We start from the raw sequence: 16,840 nt of genomic DNA, 5'->3' as shown, positions 1-16,840 counted from the left end.
CGCTCGGCCTGCTGACGGGGAGTTTCCGCGCATGACAGCTTCGCGTTTCAGGGCACTCGGCGTGGTCGGTACGCCTCGCCGTAGGGCGGGTGAAACCCGCGCAGCACATTACAAAGGACTCACCAGCCATACTCACTAATAGATATCTATTGAGAGAATTAGCTAACTACCTCCCTGGCGCATGGAATTATCCGGAGAAAGTATGACAGATCATGAAAAAGTCAAAGAATTCTACCTAACAGACTATGAAGGCACGTTATTCCCAATGGAAACATGCCGAGTAATGATTGGAAAAGCGCCCAAGGAAATTTCTGAATACATCACAAAGATCGCCAATCCTGAAAACAAAGAGCACAGCTTTCTCCCCCAAGAAACCGTCTACGCATCAAAATCAAAATACCATTTAAGAAGAACAATGAAACTCGATCCTGTAGCTGAATTCTATATGTACAGGATGGCCTACGAAAATCGCACAATCTTTAAAAAAAGCAAAAATCCAAAACGAGAAAATTTTGGATATAGATTTTCAGAAGGAAAACCCATCCCCATCCACGACAGCTATAAAGAATTCTCAGAACAATCCAACGCACTAAAAGAAAAATATAAATACCATATCAAATTTGATATCTCCGCTTTCTTTAACTCAATTTATCACCACGACATCACTAATTGGTTCGCAGCCCAAAAGCCTAATCAATATGAAATCGGCTTATTCGGTCAATTTATGCGAGAAATAAATGCTGGATTTTCTATCGACTTCCTCCCCCACGGACTATACCCATCCAAAATGCTTGGAAGTCACTTCCTTTCATACATCGACAATTCCGAATTAATAAAATGCGAACAGATGATTAGATTCATGGATGACTTCATGATCTTCTCAGACTCCAAAGACACACTTATAAAAGACTTTCAGACCATCCAGAAATCTCTAGGGCAGAAATCCCTAAATCTGAACTCCGATAAAACAACCTTATTCGCTGAAGAAGAAACATCTATACACACAGAAATCGACAGCATCAAAAAAACCATAATGGAAAAAGTTTATATAGGCACCGGATCAGGAATAGGGGAAGGAGAATATATAAACATAGCAAGGGAACTATCGACAGAAGAAATAGAGTACCTAATCGATCTAGCAAACGAGGACGAAGCTACAGACAGAGAAGCCGCGCTAATAATTGACTGCATTCACGAGCACACATCAGACTTCCCCAAAAAGATTTCGCAATTCATATATAGATATCCCCATTTATCAAAAAAGATCTATCACAAATGCGAAACAATAGAAAACCATGAAGAGCTTTCCGAGTCTTTAAAAGAGCTCCTTATAGCCGCCGACTACCTAAATGAATACCAGCTATTCTGGATTGCCAAAATAACTGAAAAACATTTACTGAATACGCCTTTAGGCGGGCAGCTTCTTGCACTACTTTACGAGCACAAAAACGCCACAAACATATCTAAGGCGAAAGTACTTGAGATCCCAGAGAAACGATTCGGGATGCCTGAATGGCGTGAGTCCCATCTAAAGAACGGTTCAAGTGGATGGTTGGCCTGGGCATCAGCAATAGGAATGAGAGAAGATACAAAGCAATCAAAGAACTATCTAATGGGCTACTTCTCTAAGGCAAGCCCGATAAACTCTCTCATTGGTGGCTGCGTAAACAATTTATAAAACAGAAGGCTCACCACCCGATGAGCCTTCTCGCTTCAACGCTTAAATCAAGGGCAGCATTTCCTCAAGCAACTCTGTCTATTACTCCAATTCTTTTCGCCTGATACTCCCTCGCCGCCTCATGGAACGCCCCAATCAGTGCGTTGTAATCCGCCTTCTCCCAATAGCGATACTCCGGATGCCACTGCACGCCGACCGCGAACGCCTTGGCGCCAATCACGCTGACCGCCTCGATCTGCCCGTCCTCACAAACGGCCTCGACCTGTAGCCCCTCACCCAGCCGATCGATGCCCTGCCCATGCAACGAGTTGACGCTGATCTCACGCTCGCCGAGCAGCTTGTGCAGCACGCCACCCTCGGTCAGGGCGACCTTGTGGATCGGGCCGTAGGCCACGTTGTCCGGTACGTCCTTCACTTCGCGGTGGTCGAGGCGACCCGGTACGTTGTGCACCTCGCGGTGCAGGGTGCCGCCGTACAGCACGTTGAGTTCCTGTACGCCGCGGCAGATGCCGAGGAAGGGAATGCCGCGGTCGATGCAGGCGCGCATCAAGCGCAGCACGGTGGCGTCGCGGGGTTTGTCGGCCAGGCCCAGACCGGGATGGTCGTCGCCGTAGAAGCTGGGGTGCACGTTGGACAGGGAGCCGCCGAACATGATGCCGGAGACGCTGTCGAGCACGGTCTCCATGTCCAGGTCGTCGCCGAAGGCCGGGATCATCAGCGGGAAGGCGCCGAAGCCGGTGACGGACTGGATGTATTTCTCGCCCACCAGATGAAACCAGCCGATGTCGCGATCGGTCAGCTGCCAGCGACACAGGGGAAGGCCAATCATGGGTTTGTTCATTGCAAGGGTGTCCTCTTCATTTTGAGTTTGAAGTGGGCTGCCCTTGGGACAGCGGGTTACCGGGCCACGAACAACCGTGAACCCGCTCACCCAAGGGGTGCCGCTTCCCGCCGGCAGGACGCCGGCGGGTTACCGCACCAATGCCGCGCCCGCGCGGCAGGGTTACTCCCCTCTCCCACTGGTGGGAGAGGGGCTGGAGGAGAGGGCGTTGTTGGACTGCCCCTCTCCCCAACCCTCTCCCGTGAACGGGAGAGGGAGCAAAACGCGCTGTCCGGCCACTGCTGCCAGCCGGGCGGCAAAAAAAGAGCCGGTCCGAAGACCAGCCCTGGTTAGCGCTTAACCGTTGCTCGGGAAGGCGAACTGCGCCGCCTCGTGGCTGGCGCGCTGCGGCCAGCGCTGGGTGATGGTCTTGCGCTTGGTATAGAAGCGCACGCCGTCCGGGCCGTAGGCGTGCAGGTCGCCGAACAGCGAGCGCTTCCAGCCGCCGAAGCTGTGGTAGGCCACCGGCACCGGCAGCGGCACGTTGACGCCGACCATGCCGACTTCGATCTCGTCGCAGAACAGGCGGGCCGCTTCACCGTCGCGGGTGAAGATGCAGGTGCCGTTGCCGTATTCGTGGTCGTTGATCAGCTGCATGGCGTCTTCCAGGCTGCCGACGCGGACGATGCACAGCACCGGGCCGAAGATCTCTTCCTGATAGATGCTCATCTCGCGGGTGACGTTGTCGAACAGGGTGCCGCCGACGAAGAAGCCGGCCTCGTTGCCCGCCACGGACAGGCCGCGGCCGTCCACCACCAGCTTGGCGCCCTGGGCCACGCCGGCGTCGATGTAGCCCTTGACCTTGTCACGCGCCGCGCCGGTGACCAGCGGGCCCATGTCCAGGCCGCAGGAAGTGCCGGCACCGATCTTCAGCGCCTGGATCTTCGGGGTCAGCTTGGCCACCAGGGTGTCGGCGACCTGGTCACCCACGGCCACCACCACGGAGATGGCCATGCAGCGCTCGCCGCAGGAGCCGTAGGCCGCGCCCATCAGGGCGTTGACGGTGTTGTCGATGTCGGCGTCCGGCAGGACCACGGCGTGGTTCTTGGCGCCGCCCAGGGCTTGGACGCGCTTACCGCGACGGTTGGCCTCGGTGTAGATGTATTCGGCGATCGGCGTGGAGCCAACGAAGCTGATGGCTTTGACTTCCGGCGCTTCGATCAGCGCGTCCACCGCTTCCTTGTCGCCGTTGATCACGCCGATCACGCCCTTGGGCAGGCCGGCTTCGTGCAGCAGCTGGGCGATGAACAGGGTGGAGCTCGGGTCGCGCTCGGACGGCTTGAGGATGAAGCAGTTGCCGCAGACGATGGCCAGCGGGTACATCCACAGCGGCACCATGGCCGGGAAGTTGAACGGGGTGATCCCGGCGACCACGCCCAGCGGCTGGAAGTCGCTCCAGCTGTCGATGTTCGGGCCGGCGTTGCGGTTGTATTCGCCTTTCAGCAGCTCGGGGGCGCCACAGGCATATTCGACGTTCTCGATGCCGCGCTGCAGTTCGCCGACGGCGTCTTCCAGGGTCTTGCCGTGCTCCTCGCTGATCATCGCGGCGATCTTGTCCTTGTGCTCCTCGAGCAGGACCTTGAAGCGGAACATGACCTGGGCGCGCTTGGCCGGCGGGGTGTTGCGCCAGGCCGGGAAGGCGGCCTTGGCGGCGTCGATGGCGGCCTGAATGGTGGCGCGGTCGGCCAGCTCGACCTGACGCACCGGCTCGCCGATGGACGGGTTGAAGACCTGGGCGGTACGGCCGTTGCGCAGAACGATTTCGCCATTGATGAAGTGGGCGACGGTGCTCATGGGTGTTTCCTCATTGGTGTTCTGTGAGGCGGCCGCGCTGGGCGCAGCCGCCGCGAATCATTTGATTTCGGTTTCGACGAAGACCACTTCGTGGTCGCTGGCGTTGACCACGTTGTGCTCAACGCCGGCCTGGCGGAAGTACGACTGGCCGGCCACCAGGGGCGCGTGACGCTCGCCTTGCGGGGTTTCCAGCAGCAGTACACCGTCGGTCATCGGCGTCACCACGTAGTCGTAGCCGTGGCGATGGGCGCCGGTCTCGGCACCGGGGGCGAAGCGCCACTCGGTGACGATGACTCGGTCGTTTTCCACCTGCACGGTGGGCACCGCCTTGGGCCGGCCCATCAGTCGAGCTTGTTCAGTACGTCGCCGACGGCGTTGAACAGGCGGTCCAGCTCTGCCGGCTTGGTGTTGAAGGTCGGCCCGAACTGCAGGCAGTCGCCGCCGAAGCGCACGTAGAAGCCGGCCTTCCACAGGGCCATGCCGGCCTCGAACGGACGGATGGTCGGGTCGCCGTCGCGCGGCGCCAGTTGCAGGGCGCCGACCAGGCCGCAGTTGCGGATGTCGACCACGTGCTTGCTGCCCTTGAGGCCGTGCAGGACGTTCTCGAAGTGCGGCGCCAGCTCGGCGGACTGCTGGATCAGGTTGTCCTTCTCCAGCAGCTCCAGGGTGGCCAGGCCGGCGGCGCAGGCGACCGGGTGGGCCGAGTAGGTGTAGCCGTGGGTGAACTCGATCATGTGCTCGGGGATGGCCTGGTGCATGAAGGTGTCGTAGATCTCTTTCGAGGCCACTACCGCGCCCAGCGGAATGGCACCGTTGGTGATCTGCTTGGCGGCGTTGATGATGTCCGGGGTGACGCCGAAGTATTCCGCGCCGCTCCACTTGCCCATGCGGCCGAAGCCGGTGATCACTTCGTCGAAGATCAGCAGGATGTTGTGCTGGGTGCAGATCTCGCGCAGGCGCTCCAGATAGCCCTTGGGCGGGATGATGGCGCCGGCGGAGCCGGACAGCGGCTCGACGATGACGGCGGCGATGTTGGAGGCGTCGTGCAGCTCGATCAGCTTGAGCAGCTCGTCGGCCAGCTCCACGCCGCCGGTCTCGACCATGCCCCTGGTGAAGGCCAGGCCCGGCTGCAGGGTGTGCGGCAGGTGGTCGGCGTCCATCAGTTGGCCGTACATCTTGCGGTTGCCGCCGATGCCGCCCAGGGCGGTGCCGGCGATGTTCACCCCGTGGTAGCCACGGGCGCGGCCGATGAACTTGGTCTTGCTCGGCTGGCCTTTCAGGCGCCAGTAGGCCTTGGCCATCTTCACCGCGGTGTCGGCGCACTCGGAGCCGGAGCCGGTGAAGAACACGTGGTTGAGCTCGCCCGGTAGCAGGTCGGCGATCTTCTCGGCCAGCTTGAAGGACAGGGCGTGGCCGTACTGGAAGCCCGGCGAGTAGTCGAGGGTGCCGAGCTGCTTGGCCACGGCCTCCTGGATTTCCTTGCGGCTGTGGCCGGCGCCACAGGTCCACAGGCCGGAGAGGCTGTCGAACACGCGGCGGCCCTGGTCGTCGATGAGGATGTTGCCTTCGGCGGCCACGATCAGGCGCGGGTCGCGCTTGAAGTTGCGGTTGGCGGAGAAGGGCATCCAGTGGGCGTCCAGCTTGAGCTGGCTGGCCAGGGACGGGGTGGCAGTCTGCGGCATGTTCATCGTGGCTCTCCAGAGCGGCACTGTGGTCTTGTTGCCATGCAAGGTGCCACGGGCATAAAGTCACGAAAATCCAAATCTTCGTACTTTAAGTTCAGCGAATACTAAACAATGAGCAATCGCCGTACAGATCCGCTGGCCCAGGTCAGCGACTTCGAGATCCGCCTGCTGCGCCTGTTCCGCAGCGTGGTCGAGTGCGGCGGCTTCTCCGCTGCCGAGAGCGTGCTGGGCATCGGCCGTTCGGCCATCAGCCAGCAGATGAGCGACCTGGAGCAGCGCCTGGGCCTGCGCCTGTGCCAGCGCGGCCGCGCCGGCTTCGCCCTGACCGAGGAAGGCCGCGAGGTCTATCAGTCTTCGCTGCAGCTGTTCGGCGCGCTGGAGAGCTTCCGCAACAACGTCAACGGCCTGCACCGCGAGCTGCGCGGCGAGCTGCATATCGGCCTCACCGACAACTTGGTGACCGTGCCGCACATGCGCATCACCCACGCCCTGGCGCGTCTGAAGGAGCTGGGCCCGGAGGTGCGCATCCAGATCCGCATGACGCCACCGAGCGAAGTGGAACAGGGCGTGCTCGACGGCAGCCTGCACGTGGGCGTGGTGCCGCAGAGCCATGCGCTGTCCGGCCTGGAGTATCAGCCTCTATATGGCGAGCGCTCGCAGCTGTACTGCGCCGTGGGTCATCCCCTGTTCTATGTGGACGACAACCAGCTGTCCGACACCCGCCTGAATGCCCAGGACGCCATCGCCCCGACCTTCCGCCTGCCGCCGGAGATCCAGAGCCAGTACCAGGTGCTCAACTGCACGGCCAGCGCCTCGGACCGCGAGGGCATGGCCTTCCTCCTGCTCACCGGACGCTACATCGGCTACCTGCCGGACCACTACGCCCAGCAGTGGGTGCAGCAGGGCCGCCTGCGCGTGCTCAAGCCAAGCACGCGCTTCTACGACCTGACCATGGCGTCGGTGACCCGCAAGGGTCGCCGGCCGCAGCTGGTACTGGAAACCTTCCTCGAGGCGCTGGCCGGCACCAGCTGAAACCACCAAGGAGCAAACGCGATGGATGCACTGCAGGACGAGATACGGCGCTTCTTCGAGAACTTCGTCGCGGCCTTCGCCGAATTCGACGGTGCGCTGATCGCCCGGCGCTATGGCGCGCCCTATCTGGCGCTGAATGCGGCCGGCGAACCTCGTCTGTTCACTACGGCCACTGACATCGGCGATTACTTCCAGGGCATAGTCGATGACTACTTCGCCCAGGGCTGCCGCAGCTGTCGCTTCCATAGTCTGGAGATCACGCCGCTCGGCTGTGCAGCCGTGCTGGCGAGCCTTAGCTGGGAACTGCTGGATGGCGGCGGCGAAGTGATCGGCGCCTGGCGCGAATCCTACAACCTGGCGCGCAGCAGCGCCGGTTGGTGCATCCATGTCTCGACCGATCATGCCACGAGCGGCGTCGACACCTGACGAAACAGCTGGAACGCCCGTACCACTAGGCCATCGCCATTTTTCCAGCAGCTGTAAAACGCACCAAAATGACGCTTTTCTGGCGCCTTTTAGGGGGTTTTACCGAGCCAAATGCAGGCTTCGTCTGAACAACACACGTTTTTGACGCCTGAGGGTTGTTTCGTGACCCGCCCTGCGGTATCTGTTCGCACACAAAACCGATCATCAGTACGGACCCCTCTCGATGCCCGCAGCCCCCGCCCCTGCTACCGGCACCGGCAAACCCGCCGGCCGCATCCGCCAGAAGAACGAAAACGCCATCATTTCCGCCGCCGAAGTGGAGTTCGCCCGCCACGGCTACAAGGGCACCAGCATGAACAGCATCGCCCAGGCGGTGGGGCTGCCCAAGGCCAACCTGCACTACTACTTCAGCAGCAAACTGGGCCTGTACATCGCCGTACTGAACAACATCCTCGACCAGTGGGACGCCACCTTCAACGGCCTGACGGTGAACGACGATCCGGCCCAGGCACTGAGCCGCTACATCCGCGCCAAGATAGAGTATTCGCGTACCCAGCCGCTGGCCTCGCGCATCTTCGCCATGGAAGTGATCAGCGGCGGCCAGTACCTCACCGCTCACTACACCCAGGACTACCGCGAGTGGTTCCGCCAGCGCGCTGGTGTGTTCCAGGCCTGGATCGACGCCGGCAAGATGGACCCGATCGACCCGGTGCACCTGATCTTCCTGCTGTGGGGTAGCACCCAGCACTACGCCGACTTCGCCAGCCAGATCTGCCTGTTCACCGGCAAGAGCAGCATGAAGAAGGCCGACTTCGAGGAAGCCGCCGACAACCTCGAGCGCATCATCCTCAAGGGCTGCGGCCTGACTCCGCCGGCACGCGGCTGAGCCAGAAGCCGCCGGTTTACAGCCGGCGGCGCCGCCCGGTCAGCATCGACAGCGGCAGGTTCTCGCGCAGGCGCAGGCTCTCCACCAGCGCCGCCAGCAAGTGCACGCAGACCAGCGCCAGCAAGGCGTTGGCGAAGAAATCATGAATCTGCAGCGGCAGGTCCTCGCCCCAGAAGTAATCCACCTCCTCCATCAGGAAGCCGGTCACGCCCAGGCCGAGCAGCATCAGCATCATCAGCACCATCACCAGCGCGCCAATCGGCGAATGGCCGAGGCGGTGATAGGGGCGCCGCTGGATCAGCGCCGCGCAGTGCTCACGCAGGCGCGTCGGGGTCGGCCAGAAGTCGGCCCAGCGCGCCGCGGTCGGGCCGGTGAAACCCCACACCAGACGCACCGCCAGCCAGGCCACCGCGTAGTAGCCGAGCCAGCGGTGCCAGTCATCGCCCTCCTCGGTGAACCAGTAGTTGGCGATGAAGGCGCCGGCCAGGGACCAGTGGCACAGGCGCACCAGGGGGTCCCATAGCGGCAGGGTTTCCCGGCTCACCGATCAGTCCTCGATCTCGGTCTTTACCGCGTTGCCGGACACCGGGTCGAAGTAGATCTCGACCTTCTGCTTGTCCTTGTTCCAGCCGTAGATCTCGTAGCAGTTGCCACTGGTGACCTTGAACTTCTTGATCTCGTAGCCCTGGGCCTTGAGGTCTTCCTGGAACTTGGCCTGATCCTGCCATTGGGCCTTGTCGGCGGTGGTGCACTGCGGGCCGGCGAGGGCCAGCGGGCTGGCAAGGGCGAGGGAGAGCAGCAGCAGTTTGCGCATAGGTAGTTTCCTTTTTGTTGGGATGACAGGGCGCCGGCCAGGCCGACGCCGCACATATTAGGCGCTGGCGCGCCAGGGTGCGCGCTGCGACAGTGTTGCACAGCGTTGCTGGAGAAATTCGCGTAGCAGACGCACCGGGCCACTGAGCTGGTCACGATGGGCGCAGATCAGGTTCAGCGGGGTCGGCTCGCCCTGCCAGTCGCCCAGCGCCACCTCCAGACGCCCGGCCTGCACGTCACCGGCCACGTCCAGCCAGGACTTGTACACCAGCCCCTGCCCCGCCACGGCCCAGCGCCGTACCACGTCGGCATCGTCGCTGACCCGGTTGCCGCTCACCGTCAGCGCCTCGCGCTGCTTGCCAGCCGCGAAGCTCCAGCGCTCGTGCACACGGCCGCCGAGCATGTACAGCAGGCAGTTGTGCCGGTGCAGCTCCGCAGGCGTGCGCGGCTTGCCGTGGCGGGCGAAGTAATCCGGCGCACCGCACAGCACGCGGCGGTTGTCCGGCGCCACCGACAGCGCCACCAGGCTGGAATCCTCCGGCTCGCCATAGCGCAGGGCGATGTCCACCGGCTGGCGGAACAGGTCGGCATTGCGGTCGCTGAGCAGCAGGCGCAGCGACAGCTGCGGGCGCTCGGCCTGGAACTGGTCGAGCCAGGGCAGCAGCGCGTTGCGGCCGAAGTCGGACGGCGCGGCGATCTGCAGCACGCCGCTGATCTCGGCCTTGACCCCGGCCAGCTGCTGGCGCCCGCTCTCCAGACTGAGCAACGCGGCGCGGGCGTGGACCAGGTACTGCTCGCCCTCGGCGGTCAGGCGCAGACTGCGGGTGGAGCGCAGTAAAAGGCGCGCCTGCAGCTGCGCCTCCAGGCGCTTGAGCGCGGCGCTGGCCACCGCCGGCGAACAGTTGAGTTCACGGGCGGCGGCGGACAGGCTGCCCAGCTCGGCAGTACGCACGAACAGGGCGAGATCATCGAAGCGCAGCATGGTGCGGCTCCATTTTCAAAATAGAATTGAAAGAGACTCTATGGCAGCCCGGTTTTTCTCGCCAGACAATTAACCGAACATGCGCACAACGCCAGCCGGTACGCCGACTAAGCTGGAACATCGACTTCGCCATCGCGCCCCTTCGAGGATCACGCCGCATGAAAGCCATTGCCTACTACCAGTCCCAACCCATCGACCACGCCGAGGCCCTGCTCGACGTCGAGCTGCCGGCGCCAACGCCCGGCCCGCGCGACCTGCTGGTGGATGTGCGGGCCATCTCGGTCAACCCGGTGGATACCAAGATCCGCCGCAACGTCTCGCCCGAGGCGGGCCAGGCCAAGGTGCTGGGCTGGGACGTGGCCGGCGTGGTGGTGGCGGTGGGTAACGAGGTCAAGCAGTTCCGCCCCGGCGACCGGGTGTTCTACGCCGGCGCCATCGACCGCGCCGGAGCCAACAGCGAGCTGCACGTGGTGGACGAACGCATCGTCGGGCGCATGCCCGGCTCGCTGGATTTCGCCCGCGCCGCGGCCCTGCCGCTGACCGCCATCACCGCCTGGGAACTGCTGTTCGAGCGCCTCGGCGTGCGCGAAGGCAAGGGCGACAGCCGTGACAGCCTGCTGGTGATCGGCGCCGCCGGCGGCGTGGGTTCGATCCTGGTACAGCTGGCCCGCCAGCTCACCGGCCTGACCGTGATCGGCACCGCCTCGCGCGCCGAGACCCAGGACTGGGTGCGCGAACTGGGCGCCCACCACGTCATCGACCACGGCCAGCCGCTGCTGCCACAACTCAAGGCGCTGGGCATCGAGCAGGTCAGCATGGTCGCCAGCCTGACCCACACCGACCAGCACCTCGACCAACTGATCGAGGCCCTGGCACCCCAGGGCAAGCTGGCGCTGATCGACGACCCGGCGCAGCTCGACGTGGTCAAGCTCAAGCGCAAGAGCCTGTCGCTGCACTGGGAGTTCATGTACACCCGCTCGCTGTTCCAGACCGACGACATGGTCGAGCAGCATCGCCTGCTCAACCGGGTCAGCCAGCTGATCGACGACGGCGTGCTGAAGACCACCCTCGGCGAGCACTTCGGCAACATCAACGCCGCCAACCTGCGCCGCGCCCACGCGCTGCTGGAGAGCGGCAAGGCGCGCGGCAAGATCGTGCTCGAAGGCTTCTGAAGCACGCCCGCCAGCGTAGCGAACGGACGCCAGGCGGCAGCTCGCGGCGAAGCGGCTAGACTGCAGTGGACTCGGACCTTCAGCGGTGGTCCGGGCCTTCTTAGCCGCGACTGCTGAGGGTTCAGGATGCAGCCCAGGATCAACCGGCCAATGCGCGTGGCCGGCATCTACCTCCTGTTCAGTGTTGCCTGGATCGTCCTCGGTGATCTGCTGCTGCAGACGCTGGAACTGGACGCCGCCACCCAGGCCGGATTGCAGACTGCCAAGGGCCTGATTTTCGTCGGCCTCAGCGGCCTGCTGATCCTGTTGTTGTGCCGCCACGAGCAGAACGCCCAGCAGCAGCTGGAGCGCGATCTGCGCGAGCACGCACGCAAGCTGCGCCAGGTCCAGGGCGAAGCCGGCCTCGGCACCTGGGAATACAGTGGCGGCCGCCTGCACTGGTCCAGCGAAGCCCTGCAGCTGCTCGAACGCCCCGAGACCGATGCCCGCAGCAGCCTGGACGATCTGCTGAGCTGGCTCTACCCCGCCGACCGCAACGCCGCCCAGCGCGCCCTGCAGGCGCTGCTCGACGATGGTGAACCGCTGCTGATCAACGTACGCCTGAACCGCCCCAACAGCGATGCGCCGGTGTGGCTGATGCTGCGCGGTAGTCATGCCGATGGCGGCGCCCACGGCAGCGTGCAGAACGTCAGCGGACAGAAGCGTGACGAGCTGGCCCTGCGCGAGAGCGAGCAGCGCTTCCGTCAGTTGTTCGAGCAGACCCCGCGCATCGCCGTGCAGGGCTACGACCGCGAGCGCCGGGTGATCTTCTGGAACCAGGCCAGCACCCAGCTGTACGGCTACGACGTGGCCGACGCCATGGGCCGGCGCCTGGAGGACCTGATCATTCCGCCGCCGATGCGCAGCCAGGTGGTGAGCGACATCCAGGCCTGGATGATCGGTGGCCCGGCCATTCCCGCCGCCGAACTGACCCTGCAGCACCGCGATGGCAGCGAGGTGCACGTCTATTCCAGCCACCTGATCCTGCGCAACACGCGCAACCAGGTGGAGCTGTACTGCGTCGACATCGACCTGGGCCAGCAGAAGAGCGCCCACCAGGAACTGGAAGCCAGCGAGGCGCGCTACCGCGAGCTGGTGGAGCAACTGCATGAGGCGATCTTCCTCACCGACAGCGGCGGTCGGCTGACCTTCGTCAACCCGGCCTGGCAGACCATCACCGGCTACAGCATCCGCGAGAGCATTGGCCGCCCGCTGCTGGACTTCATCGACGACGGCCAGCGCGAGGAAGCCGGGCTGCACATCGCCGCCGTCGTCGCGCACCAGCAGAGCAGCTGGCTCGGCGAACTGCGCCTGCGCGACGCCGATGGCCGCCCGCACTGGGTATCGCTGCGCCTGGCCGCCGGCCCACAACACGGTCTGGGCCTGCGCGGCAGCCTCAGCGACATCCACGAGCGGCGCCACACCCAGGCGCTGCAAGAGGCACGCAACGCCGTGCTCGACCGCATGCTGGCGCAGCGCCCGCTGCAGGAGAGCCTGAGCGACATGGCCCTGCGCCTGGAGCGCATCAGCCCGGAGATGCTGGTGTCGATCCTGCGCCTGGACGATGGCGTGCTGCGCGTGCTGGCCGCGCCCAGCCTGCCGGCCAGCTACGCCGACACGGTGGACGGCATGCCGGCGCAGCTCGACCTGGGCAGCTGCGGCCACGCCGCCGCCAGCGGCGAGCTGACCATAGTCGAGGACATCCGCAGTCATCCCAACTGGGTCGAGTTCCGCGATCCGGCGCAGCTGGCCGGGTTGCGTGCCTGCTGGTCGCTGCCGTTCAAGAATGACCAGAACCAGGTGCTCGGCGTATTCGGCATCTACTACCGGCGCCCGGCGCGGCCGGCCCGCGAGGATATCGAGCTGGTCACCGAGTTCACCCGCCTGGCCGGCCTCGCCGTGCGCCAGCAACAGCGCGATGCCGAGCGCCTGCAGAGCGAGCTGCGCTTCCGTGCCACCTTCGAGCAGGCGGCCGTCGGCATCGCCCACCTGGCGCCGGACGGCCGCTGGCTGCGGGTCAACCAGCGCCTGTGCCAGATGCTCGACTACGGCCGCGAGGAGCTGCTCGCGCTGACCTTCCAGGACATCACCCACCCCGACGACCTGGACAAGGACATGGGCCTGACCGGCCAGCTGCTGGCCGGCGAGATCCCGCGGCTGACCCTGGAGAAACGCTACCTGCGCCGCGACGGCAAGGTGCTCTGGGCCCACCTCAGCGCCACCCTGGTGCGCCACACCAACGGCGAGCCGCACTACTTCATCTCGGTGGTCGAGGACATCGGCGTGCGCAAGCAGCAGGAGCGCGCCCTGCACCAGGCCGCTACCGTGTTCGAGAGTACCCAGGAGGCGGTGGTAATAGTCGACGCGCGGCGGCGCATCCTCACCAGCAACCCGGCCTTCAGCACCATCACCGGCCTCAGCCCCGAGGACGCCCTCGGCCAGCGCCTGCCGCTGCTGCCGGGCAACAGCATGGAGCGGGCGCGCTACCGCACCCTGTGGCGCAAGGTGCAGGACAGCGGGCACTGGCAGGGCGAGATGAACAGCCGGCGCCAGGATGGCTCGCGCTTCCCCTTCTGGCTCACCGTCAGCCGGGTGCGCGACTGCGACCCGCAGCAGCCGCAGTACGTGCTGACCTTCACCGACCTCAGCCAGTACCGCGACAGCCAGGAGCGCCTGGCCCACCTGGCGCACTTCGACACCCTCACCGACCTACCCAACCGCCTGTACGCCATGGAGCGTCTCGGCCACGCCCTGGAGCACGCCCAGCGCCATCAGGAGCGGGTCGCGGTGCTGTACTTCGACCTGGACAACTTCAAGACCATCAATGAGAGCCTCGGCCACAAGGTCGGCGACGAGCTGCTGGTGGCCGTGGCGCGCCGCCTGCAGCAGCGTCTGCGCAACGAGGACACCCTCGCGCGGCTGAGCAGCGACGAGTTCCTCGTGGTGCTGGAGAACCTGCAGCGCCCCGAGGAGGCGGCCGGTATCGCCCGTACCCTGATCGAGCTGCTGGACCGTCCGCTGCCGCTGGGCAACGGCCGCGAGGCCTACCTGGGCGCCAGCATCGGCATCAGCCTCTATCCGGACGACGGGCAGAACAGCGACGACCTGCTGCGCAACGCCGACAGCGCCCTGCACCAGGCCAAGCAGGAAGGCCGCAATACCTTCCGCTTCTACACCCAGGGCCTGACCCACCAGGCGCACACGCGCCTGACCCTGGAGGGCCAGCTGCGCCAGGCGCTCAAGCGCAACGAATTCATCCTCCACTACCAGCCGCTGGTGCGCGGCCACGATGGCCACCCGGTCGGGGTGGAGGCGCTGCTGCGCTGGAACAGCAGCGCCGGCATGATCTCCCCGGCGCAGTTCATCCCCCTGGCCGAGGAAACCGGGCTGATCGTGCCCATCGGCAACTGGGTGCTGCGCGAGGCCTGCCGGCAGATGCAGTTCTGGCGCCAGCAGGGCCTGGACCTGCACACCCTGGCGGTCAACCTGTCGCCCCGCCAGTTCCGCCAGGCCGACCTGCAGCAACAGGTGCGCGAGGCCCTGCATGACAGCGGCCTGCCGGCCGAGCATCTGGAGCTGGAGATCACCGAGGGTGCGCTGATCGAGAACGTCGAGCAGGCCCAGGCGACCCTGGCCGCGCTCAAGGAGCTGGGGCTGAAGCTGGCGATCGACGACTTCGGCACCGGCTACTCGTCGCTGGCCTACCTGCGGCGCTTCCCGCTGGACAAGCTGAAGATCGACCAGAGCTTCATGCGCGGCGTGCCGGAGGACCAGGCCAACCTGGAAATCGTCGCCACCATTGTCGGCCTGGCGCGCAACCTCAAGCTCTGCGTGCTGGCCGAGGGCGTGGAGACCACCGAGCAGCTGCAGGCCCTGCGCCAGCTGGGTTGCGAACAGTGCCAGGGCTACCTGTTCAGCCGCCCGCTGAGCGCCGTGCAACTGGCGCACTGGCTGCGCAGCGACCATCAGTCGGTCGGTTGACCCAGGTCAGGGAATCGCAACGGCACGGGTCTACACTGCAGCCTCAACGTCCTCGTGGAGGTCTGCGATGAACATCCAGATTCGTCAGGTAACGACCGCCGAAGGCGCCCGCTGGCAGGTCAGCCTGGACCAGCATGGCGTCAGTTTCCGCAGCGAGGCCGAGGCCCGCGACTTCGTCCGCGTGCTGCAGGCCCGCCTCAACGCCCCTCACCCACTACCCTGGCGCGGCCTCGCCGAGGTGCGCAGCGCCAGCTGAGCTGGCCGCCGCTCAGAACTCCAGCGAGTGGCGCCGCGCATGCCGCGCGGTGAGCAGCCCCAGGATCACGGTGATGATGCCGCACACGGCGATGACCAGCGCCATCGGCCGCGCGCTGCCGTCGTGCAGCGCGCCCACCAGCCCCGACGCGCCTGCTGCCACGGTGAACTGCAACGAGCCGATCAGCGCCGAGGCGCTGCCGGCATGGGCGCCCTGCCCGGCCATGGCGCAGGCGGTGGCATTGGGCAGCACGCAGGACAGGCTGGCGGTGGTGATGAACAGCGGGATCAGCAATGGCCACAGCTCCGCCGGCCGAGCCATGGCCACCACCAGCAGTGCCAGGGTCGCGGCGCAGTAGATCCATATCGTGCGCTTGAGCCAATAGCCGGGGCCATGGTGGCGCAGCAGCCAGCCGTTGAGCTGGGCGCTGAGGATGAAGCCGGCGGCATTGGCGCCGAACAGCCAGCCGTAGTGCTCGGCAGGCACGCCGTAGAGGTCGATGAACACGAACGGCGAGCCGGAGATGTAGGCGAACATGCCGGCCATGGCCACCCCGCCGGTCAGCCCGTAACCGATCAGCAGGCGATCACGCAGCAGCATCAGGTAGCGTCCCGCCGCACCGCTCAGGGGCTGGATGGGGAACTGCGCCGAGCGGGTCTCCGGCAGCCACAGCAGAACCGCCGCCAGGCACAGGGCGCTGAACAGCACCAGGCCGAGGAAGATCGACTGCCAGCCGAACAGCTGCAGCAGCACGCCACCGCCCAGCGGCGCAAGGATCGGCGCCACACCCATCACCAGCATCAGCTTGGAGAACACCTTGGCCGAGGCCAGCGGGTCGCACAGGTCACGCACCACCGCCCGCGAGATGACCATGCCGGCGCAGCCGCCCAGGGCCTGGACGAAGCGCGCGACGATCAGCCACTCCAGGCTCTGCGCCAGGGCACAGGCCAGCGAGGCCAGGGTGAACAGCACCAGCCCGGCCAGCAGCGGCTTGCGCCGGCCGAAGCGATCAGCCAGCGGTCCATAGATCAGCTGGCCCAGGGCGGTGCCGGCGAAATAGGAGGCCAACGACATCTGCACATGGTCGACATCGGTGCCGAACACCCGCGCCAGAGTCGGGAAGCTGGGCAGATAGAAATCGATGGCCATGGGCCCGAAGGCGCTGAGCGTGCCCAGTATCAGCAGGATGCGAAAATTCATCGGTTCTCCACAACGT

Annotated in this window: 15 protein-coding genes; 7 read left to right on the top strand and 8 right to left on the bottom strand. The window is 64.5% G+C overall.

Annotated elements, in window-relative coordinates; translation table 11 throughout:
- Positions 1-202 precede the first annotated feature (202 nt).
- Positions 203-1,678, top strand: a complete 1,476-nt coding sequence (gene drt5, locus IB232_RS00715; protein WP_192396655.1) for an antiviral reverse transcriptase Drt5 — start codon at positions 203-205, stop codon at positions 1,676-1,678.
- Between the two features lie 64 nt (positions 1,679-1,742).
- Here the strand turns inward: drt5 and IB232_RS00710 are convergent, their stop codons facing one another.
- The 4 genes from IB232_RS00710 to IB232_RS00695 all read right to left on the bottom strand — a co-directional run bounded on the left by IB232_RS00710 (position 1,743) and on the right by IB232_RS00695 (position 6,040).
- A complete protein-coding gene (locus tag IB232_RS00710; protein ID WP_225592070.1) occupies positions 1,743-2,507 on the bottom strand; it encodes a gamma-glutamyl-gamma-aminobutyrate hydrolase family protein in 765 nt (254 codons plus the stop codon).
- Positions 2,508-2,855: 348 nt separating this feature from the next.
- Positions 2,856-4,352 carry a CoA-acylating methylmalonate-semialdehyde dehydrogenase gene (locus IB232_RS00705; RefSeq protein ID WP_137974177.1) on the bottom strand — a complete coding sequence of 499 codons (1,497 nt, stop codon included), beginning with the start codon at positions 4,350-4,352 and terminating at the stop codon, positions 2,856-2,858.
- 57 nt (positions 4,353-4,409) lie between these two features.
- A complete protein-coding gene (locus IB232_RS00700; protein WP_192397248.1) occupies positions 4,410-4,697 on the bottom strand; it encodes a cupin domain-containing protein in 288 nt (95 codons plus the stop codon).
- On the bottom strand, positions 4,694-6,040 hold the full coding sequence (locus IB232_RS00695; protein ID WP_192396653.1) for an aspartate aminotransferase family protein: 1,347 nt from the start codon (positions 6,038-6,040) through the stop codon (positions 4,694-4,696). The genes IB232_RS00700 and IB232_RS00695 overlap by 4 nt, the downstream gene beginning before the upstream one ends.
- Positions 6,041-6,148: 108 nt before the next feature.
- On the opposite strand from IB232_RS00695, the gene IB232_RS00690 reads away from it, so the two are divergent.
- The 3 genes from IB232_RS00690 (at position 6,149) to IB232_RS00680 (ending at position 8,381) form a co-directional block, all read left to right on the top strand.
- Complete coding sequence (locus IB232_RS00690) at positions 6,149-7,069, top strand: LysR family transcriptional regulator (protein ID WP_192396652.1); 921 nt, start codon at positions 6,149-6,151, stop codon at positions 7,067-7,069.
- A 21-nt stretch (positions 7,070-7,090) separates the two neighbouring features.
- On the top strand, positions 7,091-7,495 hold the full coding sequence (locus IB232_RS00685; protein ID WP_192396651.1) for a hypothetical protein: 405 nt from the start codon (positions 7,091-7,093) through the stop codon (positions 7,493-7,495).
- 223 nt (positions 7,496-7,718) lie between these two features.
- Positions 7,719-8,381 carry a TetR/AcrR family transcriptional regulator gene (locus IB232_RS00680; protein WP_192396650.1) on the top strand — a complete coding sequence of 221 codons (663 nt, stop codon included), beginning with the start codon at positions 7,719-7,721 and terminating at the stop codon, positions 8,379-8,381.
- Positions 8,382-8,397: 16 nt separating this feature from the next.
- On the opposite strand, the gene IB232_RS00675 is transcribed toward IB232_RS00680, so the two are convergent.
- From IB232_RS00675 to IB232_RS00665, 3 genes are read right to left on the bottom strand one after another with little or no spacing between them, the layout of a single operon-like run.
- Complete coding sequence (locus tag IB232_RS00675) at positions 8,398-8,925, bottom strand: cytochrome b/b6 domain-containing protein (protein ID WP_192396649.1); 528 nt, start codon at positions 8,923-8,925, stop codon at positions 8,398-8,400.
- Positions 8,926-8,928: 3 nt separating this feature from the next.
- Entirely contained in the window at positions 8,929-9,195 is a 267-nt protein-coding gene (locus IB232_RS00670) for a PepSY domain-containing protein (RefSeq protein WP_192396648.1), read from the bottom strand.
- Positions 9,196-9,252: 57 nt separating this feature from the next.
- A complete protein-coding gene (locus IB232_RS00665; protein ID WP_192396647.1) occupies positions 9,253-10,176 on the bottom strand; it encodes a LysR family transcriptional regulator in 924 nt (307 codons plus the stop codon).
- A gap of 158 nt (positions 10,177-10,334) precedes the next feature.
- On the opposite strand from IB232_RS00665, the gene IB232_RS00660 reads away from it, so the two are divergent.
- From IB232_RS00660 to IB232_RS00650, 3 genes are all read left to right on the top strand, one after another.
- The gene (locus IB232_RS00660) at positions 10,335-11,348 is read left to right on the top strand and encodes a zinc-binding alcohol dehydrogenase family protein (RefSeq protein WP_192396646.1); all 1,014 of its coding nucleotides are present in this window, start codon (positions 10,335-10,337) and stop codon (positions 11,346-11,348) included.
- 126 nt (positions 11,349-11,474) lie between these two features.
- Positions 11,475-15,368, top strand: coding sequence for a PAS domain S-box protein (locus IB232_RS00655; RefSeq protein ID WP_192396645.1), 3,894 nt, complete (start codon positions 11,475-11,477; stop codon positions 15,366-15,368).
- A 67-nt stretch (positions 15,369-15,435) separates the two neighbouring features.
- Positions 15,436-15,624, top strand: a complete 189-nt coding sequence (locus IB232_RS00650; RefSeq protein ID WP_192396644.1) for a hypothetical protein — start codon at positions 15,436-15,438, stop codon at positions 15,622-15,624.
- A 12-nt stretch (positions 15,625-15,636) separates the two neighbouring features.
- On the opposite strand, the gene IB232_RS00645 is transcribed toward IB232_RS00650, so the two are convergent.
- A complete protein-coding gene (locus tag IB232_RS00645) occupies positions 15,637-16,824 on the bottom strand; it encodes a multidrug effflux MFS transporter (protein WP_192396643.1) in 1,188 nt (395 codons plus the stop codon).
- Between the last annotated feature and the right edge of the window lie 16 nt (positions 16,825-16,840).

This window comes from Pseudomonas sp. PDM15 (assembly GCF_014851565.1).
Taxonomy (GTDB): domain Bacteria; phylum Pseudomonadota; class Gammaproteobacteria; order Pseudomonadales; family Pseudomonadaceae; genus Aquipseudomonas.
The sequence above is the reverse complement of the archived record's forward strand: the minus strand, read 5'-3'. Positions and strand labels throughout refer to the sequence as shown.

Bases quoted from the DNA above. Each gene is read 5' to 3' on its own strand.
- IB232_RS00655 (WP_192396645.1), top strand. From the start codon at position 11,475: ATGCAGCCCAGGATCAACCGGCCAATGCGCGTGGCCGGCATCTACCTC.
- IB232_RS00690 (WP_192396652.1), top strand. From the start codon at position 6,149: ATGAGCAATCGCCGTACAGATCCGCTGGCCCAGGTCAGCGACTTCGAG.
- IB232_RS00705 (WP_137974177.1), bottom strand. From the start codon at position 4,352: ATGAGCACCGTCGCCCACTTCATCAATGGCGAAATCGTTCTGCGCAAC.
- IB232_RS00645 (WP_192396643.1), bottom strand. From the start codon at position 16,824: ATGAATTTTCGCATCCTGCTGATACTGGGCACGCTCAGCGCCTTCGGG.
- IB232_RS00695 (WP_192396653.1), bottom strand. From the start codon at position 6,040: ATGAACATGCCGCAGACTGCCACCCCGTCCCTGGCCAGCCAGCTCAAG.
- IB232_RS00685 (WP_192396651.1), top strand. From the start codon at position 7,091: ATGGATGCACTGCAGGACGAGATACGGCGCTTCTTCGAGAACTTCGTC.
- IB232_RS00710 (WP_225592070.1), bottom strand. From the start codon at position 2,507: ATGATTGGCCTTCCCCTGTGTCGCTGGCAGCTGACCGATCGCGACATC.
- IB232_RS00660 (WP_192396646.1), top strand. From the start codon at position 10,335: ATGAAAGCCATTGCCTACTACCAGTCCCAACCCATCGACCACGCCGAG.
- IB232_RS00650 (WP_192396644.1), top strand. From the start codon at position 15,436: ATGAACATCCAGATTCGTCAGGTAACGACCGCCGAAGGCGCCCGCTGG.
- drt5 (WP_192396655.1), top strand. From the start codon at position 203: ATGACAGATCATGAAAAAGTCAAAGAATTCTACCTAACAGACTATGAA.
- IB232_RS00665 (WP_192396647.1), bottom strand. From the start codon at position 10,176: ATGCTGCGCTTCGATGATCTCGCCCTGTTCGTGCGTACTGCCGAGCTG.
- IB232_RS00670 (WP_192396648.1), bottom strand. From the start codon at position 9,195: ATGCGCAAACTGCTGCTGCTCTCCCTCGCCCTTGCCAGCCCGCTGGCC.
- IB232_RS00680 (WP_192396650.1), top strand. From the start codon at position 7,719: ATGCCCGCAGCCCCCGCCCCTGCTACCGGCACCGGCAAACCCGCCGGC.